Here is an 18,347-nt window from a genome sequence, read left to right on the forward strand (position 1 = left end):
ATACACCATACCCTCGTTTCGAGGGCCGACGTGTAGCGCACGAACCCGGTACTCACCACGCGAGGTGAGGAAGTTGCCTTCGGGGACTGACGGAACGGCCCGACGCCCCACGAAGGAATCCTCGCGCTTCAGTGCGGGGAGGATGTCAATGGTCGCTGATGCCGACTCTCACTCGTCGAGCAGCTGTTGTGCGATCGTGTTCCGAAGCACCTCGCTCGTCCCCTCGTAGATCTCGTTGAGTTTGGCGTCGCGATAGAACCGCTCGGCGGGGAAGTCCTTGGTGTACCCGTAGCCACCGTGGATCTGGATCCCCTCGTTGGCGACCTCCCGGGAGACCTCCGAGGCGTACAGTTTCGCCTGTGCGGCCTCCTTGATGAATCCCTCGTCCCGCTCCTTCAGATCCGCCGCTTCGTGCATCAGTAGCCGCGCGGCCCGGACCTTGGTGTCCATATCGGCGAGCTTGTGCTGGATCGCCTGGAAGTCGGCGATCGGCCCGCCGAACTGCTCGCGCTCCGTCGCGTACTCCACGGCCGCGTCGAGGGCGGCCTGTGCGATCCCGACCGAGCGCGCCGCGATGGTGATCCGTCCGCCGTTTAACGTCTTGAGCGCTTGGACGAACCCGTCGCCCTCGTCGCCGAGGAGCCGGTCTTCCGGGATCCACATGTCGTCGAACCGGAGCTCGGCCGTCGGACACCCTTTGTCGCCGAGTTTGTCCTCCGTCCCCTCGACGATGAACCCGTCGTCCTCCTCGGGTCGGACGACGAACGACGAGATCCCCTTCCGGCCCGCCTCGGGGTCGGTCTTCGCGAACACGGTCACCGTGTCCGCGACGGACCCGTTCGATATCCACAGCTTCCCGCCGTTCACGACGTAGCCGTCGCCGTCGTGTTCGGCCGTCGTCGACATCGCGGGCACGTCCGAGCCGGCCTCCGCCTCCGACAGCGCGAACGCGCCGATGTCCTCGCCGGTGTTCAGCGGGGTGAGGTACGTCTCCTTTTGTCGCTCGTCGCCGAACGCGTACACCATGTTGCCGGCGAGTGACGTGTGTGCGGCCACGACGGTCCCGAGCCCGCCCGAGCCGCGTGATATCTCCGATAGCCCGATCGCGTAGCTGTGGTAGTCGAGTCCGGGCCCGCCGTACTCTATCGGGAACGGCATCCCCAACAACCCGAGGTCGGCCATTTCGTCGATCAGGTCGGCGGGGAACTCGTCGGCCTCGTCGATCTCGGCGGCCCGCGGGACGACCTCCTCGTCGACGAACTCCGCGACGGTGTCGCGGATCTGCTCCTGCTCCGATGAGAGCGTGAAGTCCATGATCGTTCGTTCGGTCCGGGGAACTTAGCCGTTTTCACGTGTCGCGCACCAGTCGATGTCGACTCGATCGCACGACTGGGGCGGTGTCTCATCCCGAGATCCGCCGGTAGCGACCCGCGATCCTCACCGATCACATGCGGGCACGTGCCGCGAGGCTTTTTTATGGGTCGTACCGTAAGGTCGGGTAACTGAATGAGCGGACGAGAACACTACCCCGCTGAGCCCGACCTCCCGTGGTGTCACGAGGCGGTCCAAGGGGTGTCCCGTACCTTCGCGCTGACCGTCGACGTGTTGGAGGAACCGATGGCCTCACAGATCTGTCTCGGGTACCTGCTTTGTCGGGTCGCCGATACCGTCGAGGACGCAGGGCACATCCCACCCGAGGAACAGACCGCGGTGCTCGAGACGTACAAGCAGGCGATCGACCCGGAGACCGATGTCGGGATCGAACGGTTCCGCACGGAGGTCGACGAGTGGCTCCCGGCCCCCGACGAGCGGAACGACGACTGGGAGGTCGTCGCCGAGTCCCCAACGGTCGTCGCGACGTTCAACGAGCTCGATCCCGACGCACAGGAGGCTATCATCCCGCCCGTCGTCGAGATGGTCGACGGGATGGCGATGTTCCTCGATCGCCACGCCGCGGAAGGAGGCCTCCGGATCGACGACCGCGACGAGCTCGAACAGTACTGCTACTACGCCGCCGGCACCGTGGGGAACCTCATCACCAACCTCCTCACGCGGGGGGACGTCCGCGACGACCGCGCCCGACAGCTCCGGGAGACGGCCGAGGAGTTCGGGCTCCTCTTACAGCTCGTGAACGTCTCGAAGGACGTCTACGACGACTACACCGAGGAGAACAACGTGTACCTCCCCGCCGAGTGGCTGGAGGCGGAGGGCGTCGACCAGGAGGCCGTGATCGATCCGGAGAACCGCGAGTCATCCGCGCGGGTCGTCAACCGTACCGCCGAGTACGCTCGGTCGTTCCTTGACGACGCGCAGGCGTACTTGGAGACGATGCCGCTGTCCCACGGTAACACGATGGAGGCGTGGACGGTACCGTACCTGCTCGCCGTGGGCACGCTCCGCGAGCTCGGCTCCCGTCCGGAGGACGCGCTGACGGAGGCGGGCGTGAAGATCTCCAGACAAGAAGTGTTTGCCGTGATGTCCGTCGCGGGCGACGCCGGACGCGACTCGCTCGCAGAGCTGCGCGAGACGATCGCCAGAACGCCGTATCACCGCGCCGTCGAGCCGGCCGACTAACGCCGCAACCCGCTTTTCGGGCGGTGACGCTGTAGGAACGTCTTTCGAGGGTGCACTGCCAGCGCACAGCCTTCGGAGCCGTACCGCTATAGCCGTGACCGCGCACGCGGCACTGCCGGCACCGACACCTCGATCGTGTCACCCAGCGCCTCGGCCGCGCTCAACAGCCACTCCGCCCGCTCGACGCGCGAGTCGAGGTCCCCTGGCCCGATCCGGTACGCCTCGACCAGCTCCTCCACCGTCGCGCCACCGATCCACTCGTCGAGGATCCGCGCGGTTTTCACCGCCTCCAGCCACCCCTCGAAGTCGTCGGCCTCGCCCATCCGGGTCGTCAGCGCGGCGGCATTGTTGTCGGCAAAGCTATACATCTCGGCCCGCTCGCGGTTCCCGAGATACGTGTCCTGCATGTCCGGGGTGTCACAGACGATCTCGAACGCGGTAAGCGTCGTCGCGCTCGCCATCTCGGCGGCCGTGTGGAGCCCCTCGACGATCCGCTCGCCCGTCTCCGGGCGGACGTACTGTCTGGAGGTCGTCTCGCCGACCGGGGTCGCAACGAGCCGATACGCGTCGACGCCCCCGGTCTCGCGGCGGACCATTCCGGCGTCGACGAGATCGTCGACGGCGACGGCGACCGCGTCGGCCAGGCCGCCGGCACCGGCCTCCCGCGCGTAAAACGTCCCGTCGAACACGTCGAGGATCTCCGCTTCCGTCCCCGCGAACCCGGTCGCGATCGCCGAGAGCACGTGTGTCCGCAGCGACGCGGGGTCGGCGAGCGTTGACTCGACGGCTTCGGGGTCGCCCTCGACGTAGCGCGCTACCAGCTCCGCTCTCGTCGCCGGCTCCCCCACCAGTACCGCCTCGCCGTGCGGATCGAGGCCGGGGCGACCCGCACGGCCGCACATCTGGTGCACTTCGAGTGTCGGCAGCCACTCCATCGACGAGCCGGTGTACCGCCGCTGATCGCGGACGACGACGCGTCTCGCGGGGACGTTGACCCCCGCTGCGAGCGTGGGTGTCGCACAGATACAGGCGATGGAACGCTCGCGGAACCCGCGTTCGACGACCGTCCGATGGCCCGCTCGGAGCCCCGCGTGATGGAACGCGACGCCGGACCGGAGACAGTCGGCGAGCTGTCGACCCGTCAGCGTCCCGTCGATGTCGGCCGCATCGGCGGCCACCCGTGCCGCGTCGTCCTCGATCCCCATCGCCTCGGCCAGCCCTGCGTCCGCGAGATGCTCCGCGAGCGCGGCGGCCTCCGCTCGGGACCGGACGAACGCCAGACACTGCCCGCCGTCCGCGACCGTGTCGGCCACCAATGCTGCCGTGACCGCGGTGTCGTCGGGTCCCTGATCCTGGCTCGGGTCGTCCACATCGCGGCCGTTCGCGTCGACCGGTACGTCCCGCTCCGTCCCGTCGTCGAAGACGACATGGCCCCCGACACAGACGCCGGTGCGGAGGTCGACCGGTCGCCACTCCGACTCGACGAGCGTCGCGTCCAGCCAGTCGGCGATCTCCTCCGGGTTGTCGACGGTCGCGGAGAGCGCGACCACTTGAAGGTCGGATATCCGACGTCTGAGCGTCGCGAGTGTGACCTCGAGAGTCGGTCCCCGTCGTTCCGCGTCGAGAAGATGGACCTCGTCGACGACGACACAGGCGAGGTCGTCCACCCACGTCGCGCCGTTCCGGATCGCGGAGTCCACCTTTTCGCTCGTGGCGACGACCACGTCGTGTCCGGCCAGCTCCTCGCCGGTCGCGTCGAAGTCCCCGGTGGAGATGGCGGCGTCGACGCCCGGTAGTGCCGCGAACGTCTCGTACTTCTCGCGGGCGAGCGCCCGGAGCGGACAGACGTAGAGCCCCGGCCCGTCGGCCGTCATCAGGGCCAACTCGGCGATGAACGTCTTTCCCGAGGCGGTCGGGATCGCGGCGACGACGTTCGCACCGCGGCAGATACCGGCGTCGACGGCAGCCGCCTGGGGCGGGTAGAGCTCGCGGATCCCCGCCTCGGCGACGTGGTCGACAAACGGCCCTGGAAGCGGCAGATCGGAGACACGCATTCGACCGTGAGTTCGGCGCGACCGTATTTAAATAGTGTCCGGGCGTCGAGGAGAGTCTGTGGGTCGGGCAACGCCTGTGATCGGGGGTTGTCAGTCGTCGCGTGCCCGAGGTAGGCGAGAAACGCTTACTCGTCGGCGTCGAACTCCCGGAACAGTTCCTCGAAGTCGTCGTCGTCTTCCGTGACCGCGTGAAGCGACTCGTCGACATCCGAACGGAGCCGCTCGATCCGCGTCGAGAGTTCCTGATACTCCTCGTTGTCGGCGAGCTCGCTCGCGCTCTTTTCAGCCTCGAGCATCGCCTTCTTCGAGGTCAACGAGAACAGCTCCTGTACGCCCGAGTCGTACTCGCCGCGGCGGAGGAGTCCCGCGACGGTGTCACGGAGGGTGTCGCTGCTGACGGGTTTGACGAGGTAGTCGTCGAACCCCATCGCGAGGATGTCGAAGTCGGGTTCGACGGCCGTCACCATCGCGACACGGCAGTCGATACCGCGCTCGCGGACCGCCGCGAGAACCTCGTCGCCCGAGAGCCCCGGCATCCGTCTATCGAGGAGAATAGCGCCGACTTCGTCGTCCAAGTCGTCGAGAGTTTCGAGGGCTTCCTGGCCGCCGTATGCGGTGTAGACCTGATAGTCGTCGCCCAGCCACGCGGCGTACAGGTCGGCCAGATCGGGTTCGTCCTCCACCACGAGGACGGTCGGTTGTTCACTCATGGGTCACCCGAGCGACGAGTATCGCTCACACGTTTCGTATCCCCGCGTGCTATATTAAAATACCTCTTCGGTCGCGGTCGGAAGCCGTGTACCGTAGCGGATCTCCGCCATGATCGAGGTGCCAGTCGAGCTCCCGATCCCTTACCGAGGGGCTCGGCGCCCGATCACTCGCTCGGGCTGTAGTTCGGTGCCTCGTCGGTGATCATCACGTCGTGGGGATGGCCCTCTGTCTGGCCCGCAGAGGAGACGCGGACGAACTCCGCACGCTCGTGGACATCGGAGATCGTGTCCGCTCCGACGTACCCCATCCCGGAGCGCATCCCGCCGGTCAGCTGGTGGAGCTCCGACGCGAGCGTCCCCTTGTACGGAGTCGCCGCCTCGACCCCTTCCGGGACGAACTCCTCGTCGTCGTCATCGTCTTTCAGGTACCGGTCGCCGCCGCCGGATTTCATCGCCCCGACGGAGCCCATCCCGCGGTACTGTTTGTACTTCTTTCCTTGCATCGTGATGACGCGACCGGGAGCCTCCTCGGTCCCCGCGAAGTACGACCCGAGCATCACTGCGTCCGCGCCCGCGGCGATCGCCTTGATCGCGTCGCCGGAGTAGCGGATCCCGCCGTCGGCGATGACTGGAACGTCGTGATCGGCGGCGACGTCCGCGACCTCCGAAACGGCCGTGATCTGTGGCATCCCGGCGCCGCTGACGACCCGTGTGGTACAGATCGAGCCGGGTCCGATACCCACTTTCAGCCCATCCGCGAAGTCGACGGCGGCCTCGGCCGCCTCCCGCGTCCCGACGTTGCCGACGACGACGTCGGCGTCGACGGTCCCTTTTATCGCCCTCGCGGAGTCGAGGACGTTGAGGTTGTGTGCGTGTGCACAGTCGATGAACAGGACGTCTACCCCGGCCTCGTCGGCGGCGACCGCCCGCTCCTCCTCGAAGGGACCGACTGCGACGCCGGCGAGCAGTCGGCCGTCCTCGTCGCGAGCGGCGTCCTCGTGCTCTCGGCGCTGGAGCACGCCCTGCATCGTCACCAGCCCGACGAGGCGGTTCCCGTCGGCGACCACCGGGACGCGCTCGATCTTGTGATCGTACATGAGTTCGAGCGCCTCGCGGGCGTTGACCGACTCGGGCGCGGTGATCACCTCGTCCGTCATCGCCTCGCGAACCGCGTCCTCCTCGCCAACCTCCAGATACGGACGGATGTCGGTCCCCGAGATGATCCCGAGGACGGCGTCGCCGTCGTCGACGACCGGGGCCCCGGAGACGCCCTCGCGTTCCATCAGCCGATCGGCTTCCCGGACCGTGTCGTCCGGGGAGACGGTGACGACGTTCTCGCGGCGGATGACGAGCTCGTGGGCTCGTTTGACGCGTTCGACCTCCGCAGCCGTCTCCTCGACGGTCATGTTCCGGTGGAGAACGCCGAGACCACCCTCGCGCGCCATCGCGATGGCGAGGTCGCTCTCGGTGACGGTGTCCATCGCCGCCGAGAGCACGGGAACGGTGAGCTCGACGTTCCGTGACACCCGCGAGGAGAGATCAGCGTCGTCCGGTTCGACGCGGCTCTCCTTCGGTCGCAGCAGCACGTCGTCGAAGGTCAGCGCTTCCGGCACGTCGAGTTTCGAGGAAAACGGATCGGAGTCTGTCGCCATATAAACCGTCGTCACGGGGCAATCAAAAACGTTGCGAGTCGCCATGGACGTGCACCTAATTATCAATCAGTTCGCTTAGTTATACATTCTCGTGGATCGATATCGAACGGATCGAGCAGAGCGGTCCACGGGAATCGATCCGCATGACGCGCTCCGGCCACAAAAGCGATGGATCATCGATGTAAGTCCGGATATACTCCGAGATCGACGGCAGTATTTATATAATCTGGTTACTGAACTGCTGTGTCGTGCGGACAACCCTCACACAAACTTTAACCCAAGCGAAACTGATATATGAAGTATGGACTCCGACAGTCCCGTGAACGTCCGCATCGCCGGTCAGCCGAACCTCGAGCTCGGCGCCCGCTTTACAGCCGGCAATATGCGCAAACCGTTTACATGGACTCGTCGGACCCGTTTCGGATCCGACTCAGTATGCCGGTCCCTCGGCTATCGTGAGTCGCCTGTTTCCTACCGCGCCCCCGTCGGTCACGGGCAACGTCCCTGAATGAGCGTCTCACGTCACCCCGTCGCGCTGCGGTTGGAACAGCGGGTCGGCGGCGCGACGAAGCTGCTCGCTACCGTGATGGCGCTCCCGCTGATCGACGGGATATTCGCGGCGCTCGTCGTCGCAGGGGTGTTGGCGACGCCGACCGGCGTGATCGAGACAGGGATCCTCATCTTCGGCGGTTCGGCCACCATGGCCGTCATCCTCGCCGAGATGGAGGGATCCCGGAAGCAGATGGCGGCGTCGGTGTTGCTCATCGGCGCAGTCATTATCCCGGTCGCCGCGGTCCAGGCGGCGCTCGCCCCGACGCTCGAGGGGTTCTTGAACCTCGATATCTTCGAGCGGTTCGCGGGGCTCGTGATCCTCGCTATCGCGGCGAAGACGGCGAGCGCGGAGTTCGGCGAGTATCTGCCGAGCCCAGGAGTCATCATCGGCCTCGGCCTGATCGCGAGCGTGACCCCGAGCGGATTCGCGATCGAAACCTCGACCGAATACGTCGTTAACGGCACCGCGGCCGCGGCGATCGGCGTCGCCTTCGCGCTCGCCGTTGCGCTGCTCGCCCCACACCTGCGCGGTCGGGTCGACATCGACCGCTTCCGGTTCGGCTCCGCGGTCGCGCTCGGCGTGCTCGCGCTCCCGATCCTGTTGCGGCCGTTCGACCTGATGCAGACGGAAGTCCCAGTCGCGCTGGCGGTGCTCGGCGTCACGGCGCTGTTCGCATATGACCCCGAGGCGGCCGGGATCGCCTCCGACACCGGCTCCGATACGGACGACGACGACCCCGACACCCCGGACGAAGGGGGGTCCCGCGGTGACGGCCCGGCCGACAGCGCGTCGGACGAGGTCGACGTGGGCGACACGCCGGACGCCCCGTCCACCCCGCGGAAGACGCCGCTCGACGCGCCGGAGGTCACCGGCCGTATCGTCGACGACGATGTAGCGGTGACGGCGGCCGAAGACGAGCCCGCGGTGGCGTCCACGGACGACGAGCCGGACGCCGGCGGTGACGACTCCACGGATCCGTTCGTCGAGGACGACTCCCGCGCGCCGTGGCTGTAACCGGGGATCGTCGCGGGTTTTCTCCTCGTGTTCCGACTGCGCCGCGGCCGGCACGGGTGACGGGATTTAGGTAGTTCCGTCGTCTACAGCGGGTATGTCGAACCGCGTCGTGCAAGGTCGAATGGTGACGCCGGCCAAGCTTGCCGAGCTCGTCGAAGGGGAGCCCGTGTTGGAGACGGAGGATATCGCGGACGCCGACCGGGACTGCCCCGATTGTGGCGGCGACGTCATCAGCGTCGGCTACATGCCGAGCGTCACCGAGTTCGTGACCGGATACAAGTGCCAAGAGTGTGATTGGGCGGACGACGATCGGTAGGGACGCGCCGTCGATCCAAGGCTCGTCGACGTGCCGGTGAGCGGGCCGCGGATCGTCCCGGATCGAAACCCCTTTATCCGTGTTTCGGCAACACTTGATCGCAAGATCACGCGGGGCTGTGGCCAAGCCAGGCATGGCGACTGACTCCAGAGGCTACGCCCGGGACGACACTCCAGACTGATATACCGAGCGGCCGACTGATCATCGGTCGTATTGACGACCCTCTGGAGTTCCGAGGCGTACCGGAGATATCAGTCGATCGGGGGTTCAAATCCCTCCGGCCCCATTCTCTGCCGTCGCGAGCACGTTCGAGAGCGGCAGCAGTGTGCTGAGGAGGGATTTGAATCAGGGAGCGCCAGCGACCGTGGTTCATGATCTTCCGGTCCTACTAATAAACCGACTGAACTGAGATCTAGAAAGAGCGTCAACCTTGGCGTGAAGGAAGCGGCCGGGCAAGGGTAACTTGGTGAGTTGAACAATACTCGACCATATGGTCGAAAAGGCCCGTCAGCACGAAGTAGTTTCCCGTGAGGACACGTCGATGGAGCGGCGTGTCCTCGCGGCGTTCTTGACCATACTGGCCTCTCGTACCGGCGAATCAAACCGTTTGTTGATCGTTCGTATGAAGCGAACAGACAGTGCTTTCATCGACTGGATCACCTCTTCGAGCCCGACTGCCGGGATCGACAAGAAATCGCCGTCGATGAGGCGAAAATTGGGACTGATGGCACCGAACATTACGTCTGGGCGTCAGTTGATCGTGGGACGCTCGAAGTGCTGATAGGACCAAATCAGAAACGCGATCCGCGTACGGATCTCGCGGAATCTCGTCGGTGCGACACTCCCACGCCCCTCGTCGACGCCTCGGCTCATCGATCGGATCACGGCCGACCCGTACGTTTATTCTCGCTCCGCCACACCCTCACGGCATGCACGCGGATCGAGCGAACGACGGGGGAGTCTCAGCGTGACGGAGTCGCCCTGTATCGACGTCTGTGAGCTCGAAGGCGGCGAGTGTACCGCCTGCGGGCGCACGCTCGAACAGATCGCAGCGTGGTCCTCGCTCAGCGACGAGGAGCGCCGCGAGATCATGGACGAGTTATAAGCGCCTCCCGAGACCGTCGTCCCGGCTTATATACTCTCTTCTCCCCCACCGCGTCCCCGCTCCGCCGCCGACGTTTTACTCACGCCCGGACACGTCCCCGTATGAGCGCCGACTTGGCGGAGAAGACGGACCGGTACGAGCGAATGCTCGCGGACGCGATCGCGGCGGCCGAACCCCGGCCACCGACGGACACGCCGCTCGGCACAGCCGCCGCCGATGTCTTGGAGATGGCGGAGTCGTATCTGGCGGACGGCCGCCACTTCCGTGCGGACGACGACCCCGTGAACGCGCTGGCGTCGTACTCGTACGGCTACGGCTGGCTCGATGCCGGGGTCCGGATGGGACTGTTCGCGGTGCCCGACGACACCGAGCTGTTCACGACGTGATCCGCCCCGGTGCCCGGGTTGGAATACGACCCGCACCGAACCGGGTTTATATACCCTCGAACGGACGGGATCGGCATGGAGGAGACGGACGAGACGGGGACGGCCGGCGCGACGGAGACGGTCGATAGGACCGGAGTAGCGAACGAGCTCGCCGAGCTGACCGAGCGGCTGGTCGCGATCCCTTCCCACGAGGACGAGACCGCCGCCGGTGACGCGATCGAGGCGTGGCTCCGGGCAGAAACCGACGCGACCGTCGAGCGCGACGCCGTCGGGAACGTGATCGCTTATCAACGAGGACCCGACGGCGACACGGCTCCCGACGGCAGCGACGGGGGTCCCGACGAGGCGGACGCAGTCGACACCCTCGCGCTCGTGGGCCATCACGACGTGGTCCCCCCCGCGGAGCGACAGACGACGGGCGAGGGGACCGCCGGCGAGTACGTCGTCGAGCGGCGTGACGGCCGGATCCACGGCCGGGGTTCGGCGGACATGAAGGGAGCCGTCGCTGCCTGCTTGCTGGCGTTTCGGGACGCGACCCCGCCGCCCGGCCGCGAGCTCGCGGTCGCCTCGTTCGTCGGCGAGGAGGTCGGTGGGGAAGGAGCACGTCACGCGATCGACGCGGGGTTCGTCCCCAACCACGCGCTCGTCGCCGAGGGGTCGACGGACTACTCGAAGCCGGGCGTGACTGACGTCGCCGTCGCTCACAAGGGACGGCGGGCGTCGACGCTCGTGGCGACCGGGACGGCGGCACACGCCTCCGAACCGGAGGCGGGCGAGAACGCGGTGTACCGCGCCTGCGACGCGGTCGCGGTCGTCAGGGAGCTCGACGCGCCGACGGCGACCGTCTTCGGCGAGTCGGTGACGGGCTCCGTCGTCGTGACGAAGCTCCATGGCGGCGAGACCTGGAACGCGGTCCCCGACCGGTGTACGGTTACGATCGACGAGCGGACGGTCCCCAGGGACCGCGCCGATATCAGCCGCGCGACCGATGCGGTTCCCGGCGTCGAGTGGACCGTCGATCAGGACCTCCCGCCGATGGCGTGTCGGGACGCGACGTTCGCGGACGCGGCGCTCGACGCGGCGCGAGCGGTCCACGCCGACCGCGGACTGGACACGCCCGAGCACGTCGTGAAGCCGCACGCGACCGACGCGGGATGGTTGTCGGCCGCCGGAACGGCGGCTGTGGTGTGTGGTCCCTCCGAGCCGGGCGAAGCGCACACCGACACGGAGAGCGTCTCGATCGGTGTCCTCGAACGGTGTTACGAGACCTACCGCGAGCTCGCCGAGCGCGAGTGGTGAGTCGCGGCGGCTACGATCGTTACCCACGGCAGTCGACGACTCCGGTCCGCGGCGATGAGCGGAACGGAGGCGACTGGGAACGCGGCCCCCCGGCCCGCTCCGACCGGTTCGTATGGAAGGGGTTTTATGCGGTCCGCGGGAACTGTGTGCTACTATGGGAGACAAATCGAAGGCCAAAAAGAAGCGTCTGGCGAAGGCGGAGCGCCAGAACACCCGCGTCCCCGCGTGGGTCATGATGAAGACCGACATGAACGTCACGCGAAACCCCAAGCGGCGCAACTGGCGGCGCAACGACCTGGACGAATAAATGAGCACCAGTGAGTTCGAGGAGCGTGTGGTCACCGTCCCGCTCCGTGACGCCAAGGAGAAACCGATCCAACAGCGCGCCGACTACGCCGTGAAGATCGTCCGCGAGCACCTCGCGAAACACTTCTCCGTCGACGGCGAGGAGGTCGTTCTCGACGCCTCGATCAACGAGGCGATCTGGGCGAACGGGCGACAGAACCCGCCGAGCAAGCTCCGCGTCCGTGCGGCCCGGTTCGTCGAGGACGGCGAGCCCGTCGTCGAAGCCGAGCACGCCGAGTAACGTGTTACGGGCGACCTTCACCGGCTCGTCGTACGTGGGGGTCTTCGCCCGCGTCGTCGACGACCTTCTGCTCGTCAGGCCGGACGTCGACGACGACCTCGCCGCGTCCCTCGGCGACGAGCTCGACGCGGACGTGCTTGCGACTACCGTCGGCGGATCGAACACCGTCGGCTCGCTCGTCGCCGGCAACGAGAACGGCGTGCTCGTCTCCGAGCGAGCGACCGAGCGTGAGCGCGAGCGGATCGCCGAGGCCGCGGACCGTGAGGTCCGCGCGCTCCCCGGGCGGATCAACGCCGCCGGCAACGTCGTCCTCGCCAACGACTACGGCGCGTACGTCCACCCGGACCTCCCGCGGGAGGCGATCACGACGATCAAGGAGACGCTGTCCGTGCCCGTCGAGCGCGGCGACCTCGCCGACGTTAGGACCGTGGGGACCGCGGCCGTCGCCAACGACACCGGCGTCCTCTGTCATCCCAAGTCCCGCGAGGCCGAACTTCAGGCGATCGAGGAGGCCCTAGACGTTCGCGCCGACCTCGGGACGATCAACTACGGCGCGCCCCTCGTCGGCTCCGGACTCGTCGCGAACGACGACGGGTACGTCGTGGGCGAGGACACCACCGGCCCCGAGCTCGGCCGGATCGAGGAGACGCTGGGGTTCATCGACTGACTCGTCGGTTCGATCACCTCCACTCCTCCCACCATTTTAACCGACTGGACCGAGTCGTCGCCGGTATGCCCGCGATCGAGTGCCGCGATCTCACGAAGTACTACGGCGAGGTCCGCGGGATCGAAGACGTCTCCTTTACTGTCGAGAACGGCGAGGTGTTCGGGTTCCTCGGTCCGAACGGGGCCGGGAAGACGACCGCGATCCGGACGTTGCTCGGATTCCTTCGGCCGACGGACGGCGGCGGATCGCTCCTCGGCCACGACATCACCGACGGGGCTGCCCTCCAACGCGCTCGCGAACGGATCGGCTACCTGCCCGGCGACCCGGGGCTTGACCGGGACCGAACTGCCGGCGCGTTCCTCGACCATCAGGCCGACCTCCGCGGCGAGGTCCGCCGGGCCGATCTGGTGGCGCGGTTCGGACTCGACGAGTCCCGCCGGATCGGCGACCTCTCGCGGGGAAATCGACAGAAGGTGGCGCTCGTCGCCGCGTTCATGCACGACCCGGAGCTGCTGCTGCTCGACGAGCCGACCTCGGGGCTCGACCCGCTCTTACAGGAGCGGTTCAACGAGCTCGTACGCGAGCGGGTGAACGCGGGCGCGAGCGTCATGCTCTCCTCACACGTCCTCGGCGAGGTCGCCGCGCTCTGTGACCGGGTCGGCGTGATCCGCGACGGGCGACTCGCCGCGGTCGAGTCCGTCGATGCGCTTCGCTCGCGCGGCGGCAAGCAGGTTCGGGTTCGCGTCGCCGAGGACGTCACCCGCGCCGAGTTCGAGATCCGCGGCGTGATGAACCTCCGAATGGGAGAGACCGTCTCGTTCACGTGGACCGGCGAGTACGACGCGCTCGTCGACCTGCTGGGCCGGTTCACGGTTCACGATCTGGAGGTCGTCGACGCCCCGCTGGAGGAGGCGTTCATGACGTTTTACGATGGGGAGCGTGGTGACGGTGCGGACGCTGGAGGTGTATCGTGAGCGACCGGTCCGCGCCGTGGCTCGCGATCGCCCGGTACGAGGCGGCGGGTCGCGCGAGGGGGGCTGGCGTCCTGACGGCGCTGCTTTCGGCGTTCCTGCTCGTCTTCCTCGCGTTCTTCCCGTCGCTCGCGGCCGCCGACATCGATCTCGACGCGTACGTGGACGCGTTCCCGCCCGCGTTCCGCGAGGCGTTCGGGGTCGTCACCATCTCGACGATTGAGGGGTTCCTCGCCGTCGAGTTCTACCAGTTCGCGTGGCTCCTGCTCGTGGGCCTGTACCTCGCGTATTTGAGCGGCGAGAGTATCGCCGGGGACGTGGCGTCGGGCCGGATGGACCTGACGCTCTCGGGACCCGTCCCGCGCCGAGACGTCGTCGTCGGGAAGTTCCTCGGCCTGTGGCCGCTGGTCTTCCTGTTGAACCTCGTACTTCCCTTGGTCGTCTACGCGGGAGTGATCGGCGTCGGCGAGACGATCGCGGTCGAGCGGCTCGTCGTCGTCCACGCGCTCGCGGTCCCGTATCACCTCTCGTGTGTCGCGATCGGCGTCGCCGTCTCGACCATCACCTCCCGGCCCGGGATCGCCCAACGGGTATCGCTCGGAACGCTCTTCGCGCTGTTCATGTTCGAGTCGCTGGCGTCGGTGTCGGAGTACGACTGGCTCGGAGCCGTGAGTCCGACCGCCCACTACGACCCGAGCGCCGTGCTCGTCGCCGGTGAGTACGACTGGGCCGGAGGTGCGGTGCTCCTCGCGGTCACGCTGGCGCTCGTGACCGTCGCAGTCGTCCGGTTCAGTCGGGCTGATCTCTCCTGACTACCGGCAGGCGTTTCGCGTCGCTTAGGGCCGCCCGACGTCGGGACCCGTCCCGTGAGTCGCTCTCCGCTTTTAGGAAGATACTTCCCTGTCCCTACCGGATCCGTGGACATGAGTACCTACACGGTGAGTGGGCGGTTCCAGAGTCGTGACGGCGACCAGCCGTTCACCAAGGACGTCGAAGCGGAGAACGAAGACCTCGCGCGCGAGCGGATATACACGCTCGTGGGGAGCCAGCACAACCGAAAGCGCACCCAGATCGAGATCGAGGAGGTGTCCGCGGCATGATGGGTGGCGGACAACAGCAGCTCCAGCAGCTCTCCCAGGAGCTCCAAGCGCTCGACGAGGAGATCGAGGCGCTCGAAGCCGAGATCGAGGAGTACCGCGAGGAGCAATCCGACATCGACGACGCCGTCGAGGCGATCGAGACGCTCGATACGGGTGCCACGGTTCAGGTCCCGCTCGGGGGCGGCGCGTACGTCCGCGCCGAGGTTCAGGACATCGACGAGATCGTCGTCTCGCTCGGTGGCAACTACTCCGCCGAGCAAGAGCAGGACGACGCCATCGACGTCCTCCGTCGCAAACAGGAGGCGCTCGACGACCGCATCGAGGAGACGCAGGACGAGGTCGACGAGCTCGAATCCGAGAGCAAGGAGCTCGAACAGCAGGCCCAGCAGATGCAACAGCAGATGCAACAACAGCAGATGCAGCAGATGCAGGCCCAGGCCGACGACGAGTGAGGTAATCGACCGTGTTCGACGGACTGAAAGACAAGCTGAACAGCTTCCGGGAGGACGTCGAGGAGTCGACCGACGCCGACGCGGACGCTCCTGAGGAGGCGGACGTCGACGACCCGGCCGAGAGTGACGTCTCCACGGGGTCCGGCGACCGGACCGAAGCGACAGCGTCACCGGTGGAAGAGACCGGCGACGACTCGTCCGAGCCGGACGATTCGACCGAGCCGAGCACCTTCCAGCGCGCGAAGGCGTTCGCGACCGGCCGGATAATCATCGAGGAGGAGGACTTGGAGGACCCGTTGTGGGACCTCGAGATGGCGCTGCTCGAAAGCGACGTGGAAATGAGCGTCGCCGAGCGGATCCTCGAAACCGTCCGCGAGACGATGCTCGGTGAATCCCGAAAACAGGTCGAAACGACCGGCGAGCTCGTCGAGGCGGCGTTACACGACGCCCTGCTCGACGTCATCGCGGTCGGGCAGTTCGACTTCGAGGAGCGCATCGCCGAGGCGGAGAAACCCGTCACGATCGTCTTCACCGGCGTCAACGGCGTGGGGAAGACGACGACGATCGCCAAGCTCTCGGAGTGGCTCGCCGAGCGCGGCTATTCATCGGTGTTGGCGAACGGGGACACGTACCGCGCCGGCGCGAACGAACAGATCGGCGAGCACGCCGACCGCCTCGACCGGCAGCTGATCTCCCACGACCAGGGCGGTGACCCCGCGGCCGTCATCTACGACGGGATCGAGTACGCACAGGCCAACGACATCGATGTCGTGCTCGGCGACACCGCGGGTCGCCTCCACACTAGCGACGACCTCATGGCACAGCTCGAGAAGATCGACCGCGTCGTCGACCCCGACATGACGTTGTTCGTCGACGAGGCGGTCGCCGGGCAGGACGCCGTCAACCGCGCCAAGGAGTTCAACGAGGCCGCGGCGATCGACGGCGCGGTGTTGACGAAGGCGGACGCCGACTCCTCCGGCGGAGCGGCGATATCTATCGCGTACGTCACGGGCAAGCCGATCCTGTTTTTGGGGACCGGACAGGGATACGACGACATCACTCGGTTCGACCCCGAGGCGCTCGTCGACAGCCTTCTCGGCAAGGAGTGAGCGGAAGGCGGCGAACCCCGGACGGCGAGCGGCGTCAGGGCACGACCCCGCCGTCGATCGTCGGCACGCCGTCGGCCGACCCGATCACCCCTCGCCGACCATCCGGTCCTCCTCGTCCCACTCGCGTTCTCTGAGTTCGTACTTCTGGATCTTGCCGGTGGCGGTCGTCGGCAGCGCCGAGACGAACTCGACCTCGCCGGGCGTCTTGTACGTCGCGACACGCTCGCGAACGAACTCGCGGAGCTCCTCTTCGGTCGCGCCTGCGTCGTTCGGATCACCGCTTTCGGGAACGACGAACGCCTTCGGGGTCTCCCCCCACTGGTCGTCGGGGACGGGGATGACGGCGACATCGGAGACGACGTCGTGCTCGAACAGGGTGTCTTCCAGTTCGATCGACGAGATGTTCTCACCGCCGGAGATGATGATGTCCTTCTTGCGGTCCTGGATCGAGACGAACCCGTTCCCGTCGACGACGGCGAGATCGCCCATGTGATAGTAGCCGTCGAGCCGCTCGGAGAACGCCTCCTCAGTCGCGTCGGGCTTGTTCCAGTACCGGTCCATCACCTGGTTCCCGCGGACGACGATCTCCCCGATCGTCTCGCCGTCGGCGGGGACGTCCGCACCGTCCTCGTCGACGACGCGCACGTCCGTCCCGAGATAGCCGATCCCCTGCGTCTTCTTGACGGCGAACCGGCCGTCGGCGTCCGCGTCGAAGTGTCGCTTCGCGTCCGACGTGGTGACGAGCGGTCCCGTTTCCGTCGCACCGTACACGTGCTTCAGGTCCCAGCCGAACGTCTCCTCGACCGTCCGGATCGTGGCTTCGGGCGGGGCGGCACCGGCGGTCGCGACGCGGACGTCGTTGTCTCCCGCGGTCGCACCGCCGTGCTCGTCGTAGTGGTCGCCGAGCATGTTGAGCACCGTCGGCGCGGCACAGAAGTACGAGACGTCTTCCCCGCGGATCCGCTCGAAGACCTCGTCGACATCGACGCCACGGGTACAGACGTGTCTCGCGCCCATCCCCGTGATCGCGTAGATGTGTCCCCACCCGTTGACGTGGAACATCGGCAGTGTCCAGAGATAGACGTCGTCGTCGGTGATCTCCTGGTGGATCGTTATCAGGTACGCGTGGAGCGTTTCCGCGCGGTGGGTCCGACAGACGCCTTTGGGATCCCCCGTCGTCCCGGAGGTGTAGTTGATCGTAATCACGTCGTCCTCCTCCATCTCCGGGCGTTCGACGCCGTTCGGGTCGGCGTCCGCGAGGGCGTCCTCGATCGACTCCCAGTCGCCGTCGACGGCACTCGGGTCGTCAGTGAGGAACGTCGTCGTGGGGACGTCCTCGCGGACTGCCTGAACCTTCCCGGCGTACTCGGCGTCGGCGTAGATCGCATCGACTCCCGCGTCCGAAAGCATGTATGAGAAGTCGTCCGGTGTCAGTCTGTAGTTCAGCGGCGTGTGGATCGCGCCGATCCCCATCGTCCCGTAGGCGGCCTCGAGGTGATAGTGGGTGTTCGGGTCTAACACCGCGACACGGTCCCCCTTCTCGACTCCGCGAGCCTGTAACGCAGCGGAGAAGCGATCGGCCCGCTCGCCGAGCTCCCCGTAGGTGTAGCGGGTGCCGTCCGTGGCGAGCACCGCTTCCTCGTCCGCGTAGTGTCGTCGAGCTCGGTCCAAGAAATCCGTCACCAGTAGTGGCTTTCGCATCGTTCATCACTATCGATCAAACATAAAAAGCGTTTGCGACCGGCGCAACTCGGCCGGATCCGTACGGGGGTTTTATCCGATCGGGCGGCAACTCCGAA

General features: G+C 66.7%; 20 protein-coding genes and 1 tRNA gene. 16 read left to right on the forward strand and 5 right to left on the reverse strand.

What is annotated here, in order from left to right; translation table 11 throughout:
• Positions 1-168: 168 nt before the first annotated feature.
• Positions 169-1,314, reverse strand: coding sequence for an acyl-CoA dehydrogenase (locus ACZ5TV_RS14290; protein ID WP_379779459.1), 1,146 nt, complete (start codon positions 1,312-1,314; stop codon positions 169-171).
• A 192-nt stretch (positions 1,315-1,506) separates the two neighbouring features.
• On the opposite strand from ACZ5TV_RS14290, the gene ACZ5TV_RS14295 reads away from it, so the two are divergent.
• The gene (locus tag ACZ5TV_RS14295) at positions 1,507-2,574 is read left to right on the forward strand and encodes a phytoene/squalene synthase family protein (RefSeq protein ID WP_379779461.1); all 1,068 of its coding nucleotides are present in this window, start codon (positions 1,507-1,509) and stop codon (positions 2,572-2,574) included.
• Between the two features lie 86 nt (positions 2,575-2,660).
• On the opposite strand, the gene ACZ5TV_RS14300 is transcribed toward ACZ5TV_RS14295, so the two are convergent.
• The 3 genes from ACZ5TV_RS14300 to guaB all read right to left on the reverse strand — a co-directional run bounded on the left by ACZ5TV_RS14300 (position 2,661) and on the right by guaB (position 6,990).
• A complete protein-coding gene (locus ACZ5TV_RS14300; protein ID WP_464383938.1) occupies positions 2,661-4,628 on the reverse strand; it encodes a DEAD/DEAH box helicase in 1,968 nt (655 codons plus the stop codon).
• Positions 4,629-4,753: 125 nt separating this feature from the next.
• Positions 4,754-5,338 (reverse strand): HalX domain-containing protein, encoded by a 585-nt coding sequence (locus ACZ5TV_RS14305; RefSeq protein ID WP_379778689.1) that lies wholly within the window; start codon positions 5,336-5,338, stop codon positions 4,754-4,756.
• Between the two features lie 164 nt (positions 5,339-5,502).
• Complete coding sequence (gene guaB / locus ACZ5TV_RS14310) at positions 5,503-6,990, reverse strand: IMP dehydrogenase (protein ID WP_379778687.1); 1,488 nt, start codon at positions 6,988-6,990, stop codon at positions 5,503-5,505.
• Positions 6,991-7,291: 301 nt separating this feature from the next.
• On the opposite strand from guaB, the gene ACZ5TV_RS14315 reads away from it, so the two are divergent.
• The 15 genes from ACZ5TV_RS14315 to ftsY all read left to right on the forward strand — a co-directional run bounded on the left by ACZ5TV_RS14315 (position 7,292) and on the right by ftsY (position 16,548).
• A complete protein-coding gene (locus ACZ5TV_RS14315) occupies positions 7,292-7,498 on the forward strand; it encodes a DUF8099 family protein (RefSeq protein ID WP_464383939.1) in 207 nt (68 codons plus the stop codon).
• Entirely contained in the window at positions 7,499-8,557 is a 1,059-nt protein-coding gene (locus ACZ5TV_RS14320) for a DUF5794 domain-containing protein (protein ID WP_379778685.1), read from the forward strand.
• A 94-nt stretch (positions 8,558-8,651) separates the two neighbouring features.
• Positions 8,652-8,873: a DUF5795 family protein gene (locus ACZ5TV_RS14325; protein ID WP_379778683.1), complete on the forward strand. Its 222-nt coding sequence runs from the start codon at positions 8,652-8,654 to the stop codon at positions 8,871-8,873.
• Between the two features lie 112 nt (positions 8,874-8,985).
• Positions 8,986-9,159: transfer RNA gene (locus tag ACZ5TV_RS14330), tRNA-Trp, on the forward strand.
• A 681-nt stretch (positions 9,160-9,840) separates the two neighbouring features.
• Positions 9,841-9,978 carry a DUF1289 domain-containing protein gene (locus ACZ5TV_RS14335; protein WP_379778681.1) on the forward strand — a complete coding sequence of 46 codons (138 nt, stop codon included), beginning with the start codon at positions 9,841-9,843 and terminating at the stop codon, positions 9,976-9,978.
• A 101-nt stretch (positions 9,979-10,079) separates the two neighbouring features.
• Positions 10,080-10,364, forward strand: coding sequence for a DUF357 domain-containing protein (locus ACZ5TV_RS14340; protein ID WP_379778679.1), 285 nt, complete (start codon positions 10,080-10,082; stop codon positions 10,362-10,364).
• A 75-nt stretch (positions 10,365-10,439) separates the two neighbouring features.
• The gene (locus ACZ5TV_RS14345; RefSeq protein ID WP_464383940.1) at positions 10,440-11,663 is read left to right on the forward strand and encodes a M20 family metallopeptidase; all 1,224 of its coding nucleotides are present in this window, start codon (positions 10,440-10,442) and stop codon (positions 11,661-11,663) included.
• A gap of 154 nt (positions 11,664-11,817) precedes the next feature.
• Positions 11,818-11,970, forward strand: a complete 153-nt coding sequence (locus ACZ5TV_RS14350) for a 50S ribosomal protein L39e (protein WP_023498294.1) — start codon at positions 11,818-11,820, stop codon at positions 11,968-11,970.
• Positions 11,971-12,249: a 50S ribosomal protein L31e gene (locus ACZ5TV_RS14355; protein ID WP_379778675.1), complete on the forward strand. Its 279-nt coding sequence runs from the start codon at positions 11,971-11,973 to the stop codon at positions 12,247-12,249.
• A 1-nt stretch (position 12,250) separates the two neighbouring features.
• Entirely contained in the window at positions 12,251-12,916 is a 666-nt protein-coding gene (locus tag ACZ5TV_RS14360) for a translation initiation factor IF-6 (RefSeq protein ID WP_464383941.1), read from the forward strand.
• A gap of 65 nt (positions 12,917-12,981) precedes the next feature.
• Positions 12,982-13,890 carry an ABC transporter ATP-binding protein gene (locus ACZ5TV_RS14365; RefSeq protein WP_379778671.1) on the forward strand — a complete coding sequence of 303 codons (909 nt, stop codon included), beginning with the start codon at positions 12,982-12,984 and terminating at the stop codon, positions 13,888-13,890.
• Positions 13,887-14,699 (forward strand): ABC transporter permease subunit, encoded by an 813-nt coding sequence (locus ACZ5TV_RS14370; protein WP_379778669.1) that lies wholly within the window; start codon positions 13,887-13,889, stop codon positions 14,697-14,699. Before ACZ5TV_RS14365 ends, ACZ5TV_RS14370 begins: the two co-directional genes overlap by 4 nt.
• A gap of 111 nt (positions 14,700-14,810) precedes the next feature.
• Entirely contained in the window at positions 14,811-14,987 is a 177-nt protein-coding gene (gene rpl18a / locus ACZ5TV_RS14375; protein WP_379778667.1) for a 50S ribosomal protein L18Ae, read from the forward strand.
• The gene (gene pfdA / locus ACZ5TV_RS14380; RefSeq protein ID WP_379778693.1) at positions 14,987-15,439 is read left to right on the forward strand and encodes a prefoldin subunit alpha; all 453 of its coding nucleotides are present in this window, start codon (positions 14,987-14,989) and stop codon (positions 15,437-15,439) included. Before rpl18a ends, pfdA begins: the two co-directional genes overlap by 1 nt.
• An 11-nt stretch (positions 15,440-15,450) precedes the next feature.
• Positions 15,451-16,548, forward strand: a complete 1,098-nt coding sequence (gene ftsY / locus ACZ5TV_RS14385; protein WP_379778665.1) for a signal recognition particle-docking protein FtsY — start codon at positions 15,451-15,453, stop codon at positions 16,546-16,548.
• Positions 16,549-16,632: 84 nt separating this feature from the next.
• Here the strand turns inward: ftsY and ACZ5TV_RS14390 are convergent, their stop codons facing one another.
• Entirely contained in the window at positions 16,633-18,249 is a 1,617-nt protein-coding gene (locus tag ACZ5TV_RS14390; RefSeq protein WP_379778663.1) for a long-chain-fatty-acid--CoA ligase, read from the reverse strand.
• Between the last annotated feature and the right edge of the window lie 98 nt (positions 18,250-18,347).

Source organism: Halorubrum tibetense (genome assembly GCF_055396225.1).

What these genes read in the sequence shown, in the direction of transcription:
- ACZ5TV_RS14305 (WP_379778689.1), bottom strand. Translation starts at nt 5,338, where the DNA reads ATGAGTGAACAACCGACCGTCCTCGTGGTGGAGGACGAACCCGATCTG.
- ACZ5TV_RS14340 (WP_379778679.1), top strand. Translation starts at nt 10,080, where the DNA reads ATGAGCGCCGACTTGGCGGAGAAGACGGACCGGTACGAGCGAATGCTC.
- ACZ5TV_RS14295 (WP_379779461.1), top strand. Translation starts at nt 1,507, where the DNA reads ATGAGCGGACGAGAACACTACCCCGCTGAGCCCGACCTCCCGTGGTGT.
- ACZ5TV_RS14355 (WP_379778675.1), top strand. Translation starts at nt 11,971, where the DNA reads ATGAGCACCAGTGAGTTCGAGGAGCGTGTGGTCACCGTCCCGCTCCGT.
- ACZ5TV_RS14320 (WP_379778685.1), top strand. Translation starts at nt 7,499, where the DNA reads ATGAGCGTCTCACGTCACCCCGTCGCGCTGCGGTTGGAACAGCGGGTC.
- rpl18a (WP_379778667.1), top strand. Translation starts at nt 14,811, where the DNA reads ATGAGTACCTACACGGTGAGTGGGCGGTTCCAGAGTCGTGACGGCGAC.
- ACZ5TV_RS14315 (WP_464383939.1), top strand. Translation starts at nt 7,292, where the DNA reads ATGGACTCCGACAGTCCCGTGAACGTCCGCATCGCCGGTCAGCCGAAC.
- ACZ5TV_RS14290 (WP_379779459.1), bottom strand. Translation starts at nt 1,314, where the DNA reads ATGGACTTCACGCTCTCATCGGAGCAGGAGCAGATCCGCGACACCGTC.
- ACZ5TV_RS14365 (WP_379778671.1), top strand. Translation starts at nt 12,982, where the DNA reads ATGCCCGCGATCGAGTGCCGCGATCTCACGAAGTACTACGGCGAGGTC.
- ACZ5TV_RS14350 (WP_023498294.1), top strand. Translation starts at nt 11,818, where the DNA reads ATGGGAGACAAATCGAAGGCCAAAAAGAAGCGTCTGGCGAAGGCGGAG.
- pfdA (WP_379778693.1), top strand. Translation starts at nt 14,987, where the DNA reads ATGGGTGGCGGACAACAGCAGCTCCAGCAGCTCTCCCAGGAGCTCCAA.
- ACZ5TV_RS14390 (WP_379778663.1), bottom strand. Translation starts at nt 18,249, where the DNA reads ATGCGAAAGCCACTACTGGTGACGGATTTCTTGGACCGAGCTCGACGA.
- ACZ5TV_RS14300 (WP_464383938.1), bottom strand. Translation starts at nt 4,628, where the DNA reads ATGCGTGTCTCCGATCTGCCGCTTCCAGGGCCGTTTGTCGACCACGTC.
- guaB (WP_379778687.1), bottom strand. Translation starts at nt 6,990, where the DNA reads ATGGCGACAGACTCCGATCCGTTTTCCTCGAAACTCGACGTGCCGGAA.
- ACZ5TV_RS14325 (WP_379778683.1), top strand. Translation starts at nt 8,652, where the DNA reads ATGTCGAACCGCGTCGTGCAAGGTCGAATGGTGACGCCGGCCAAGCTT.
- ACZ5TV_RS14345 (WP_464383940.1), top strand. Translation starts at nt 10,440, where the DNA reads ATGGAGGAGACGGACGAGACGGGGACGGCCGGCGCGACGGAGACGGTC.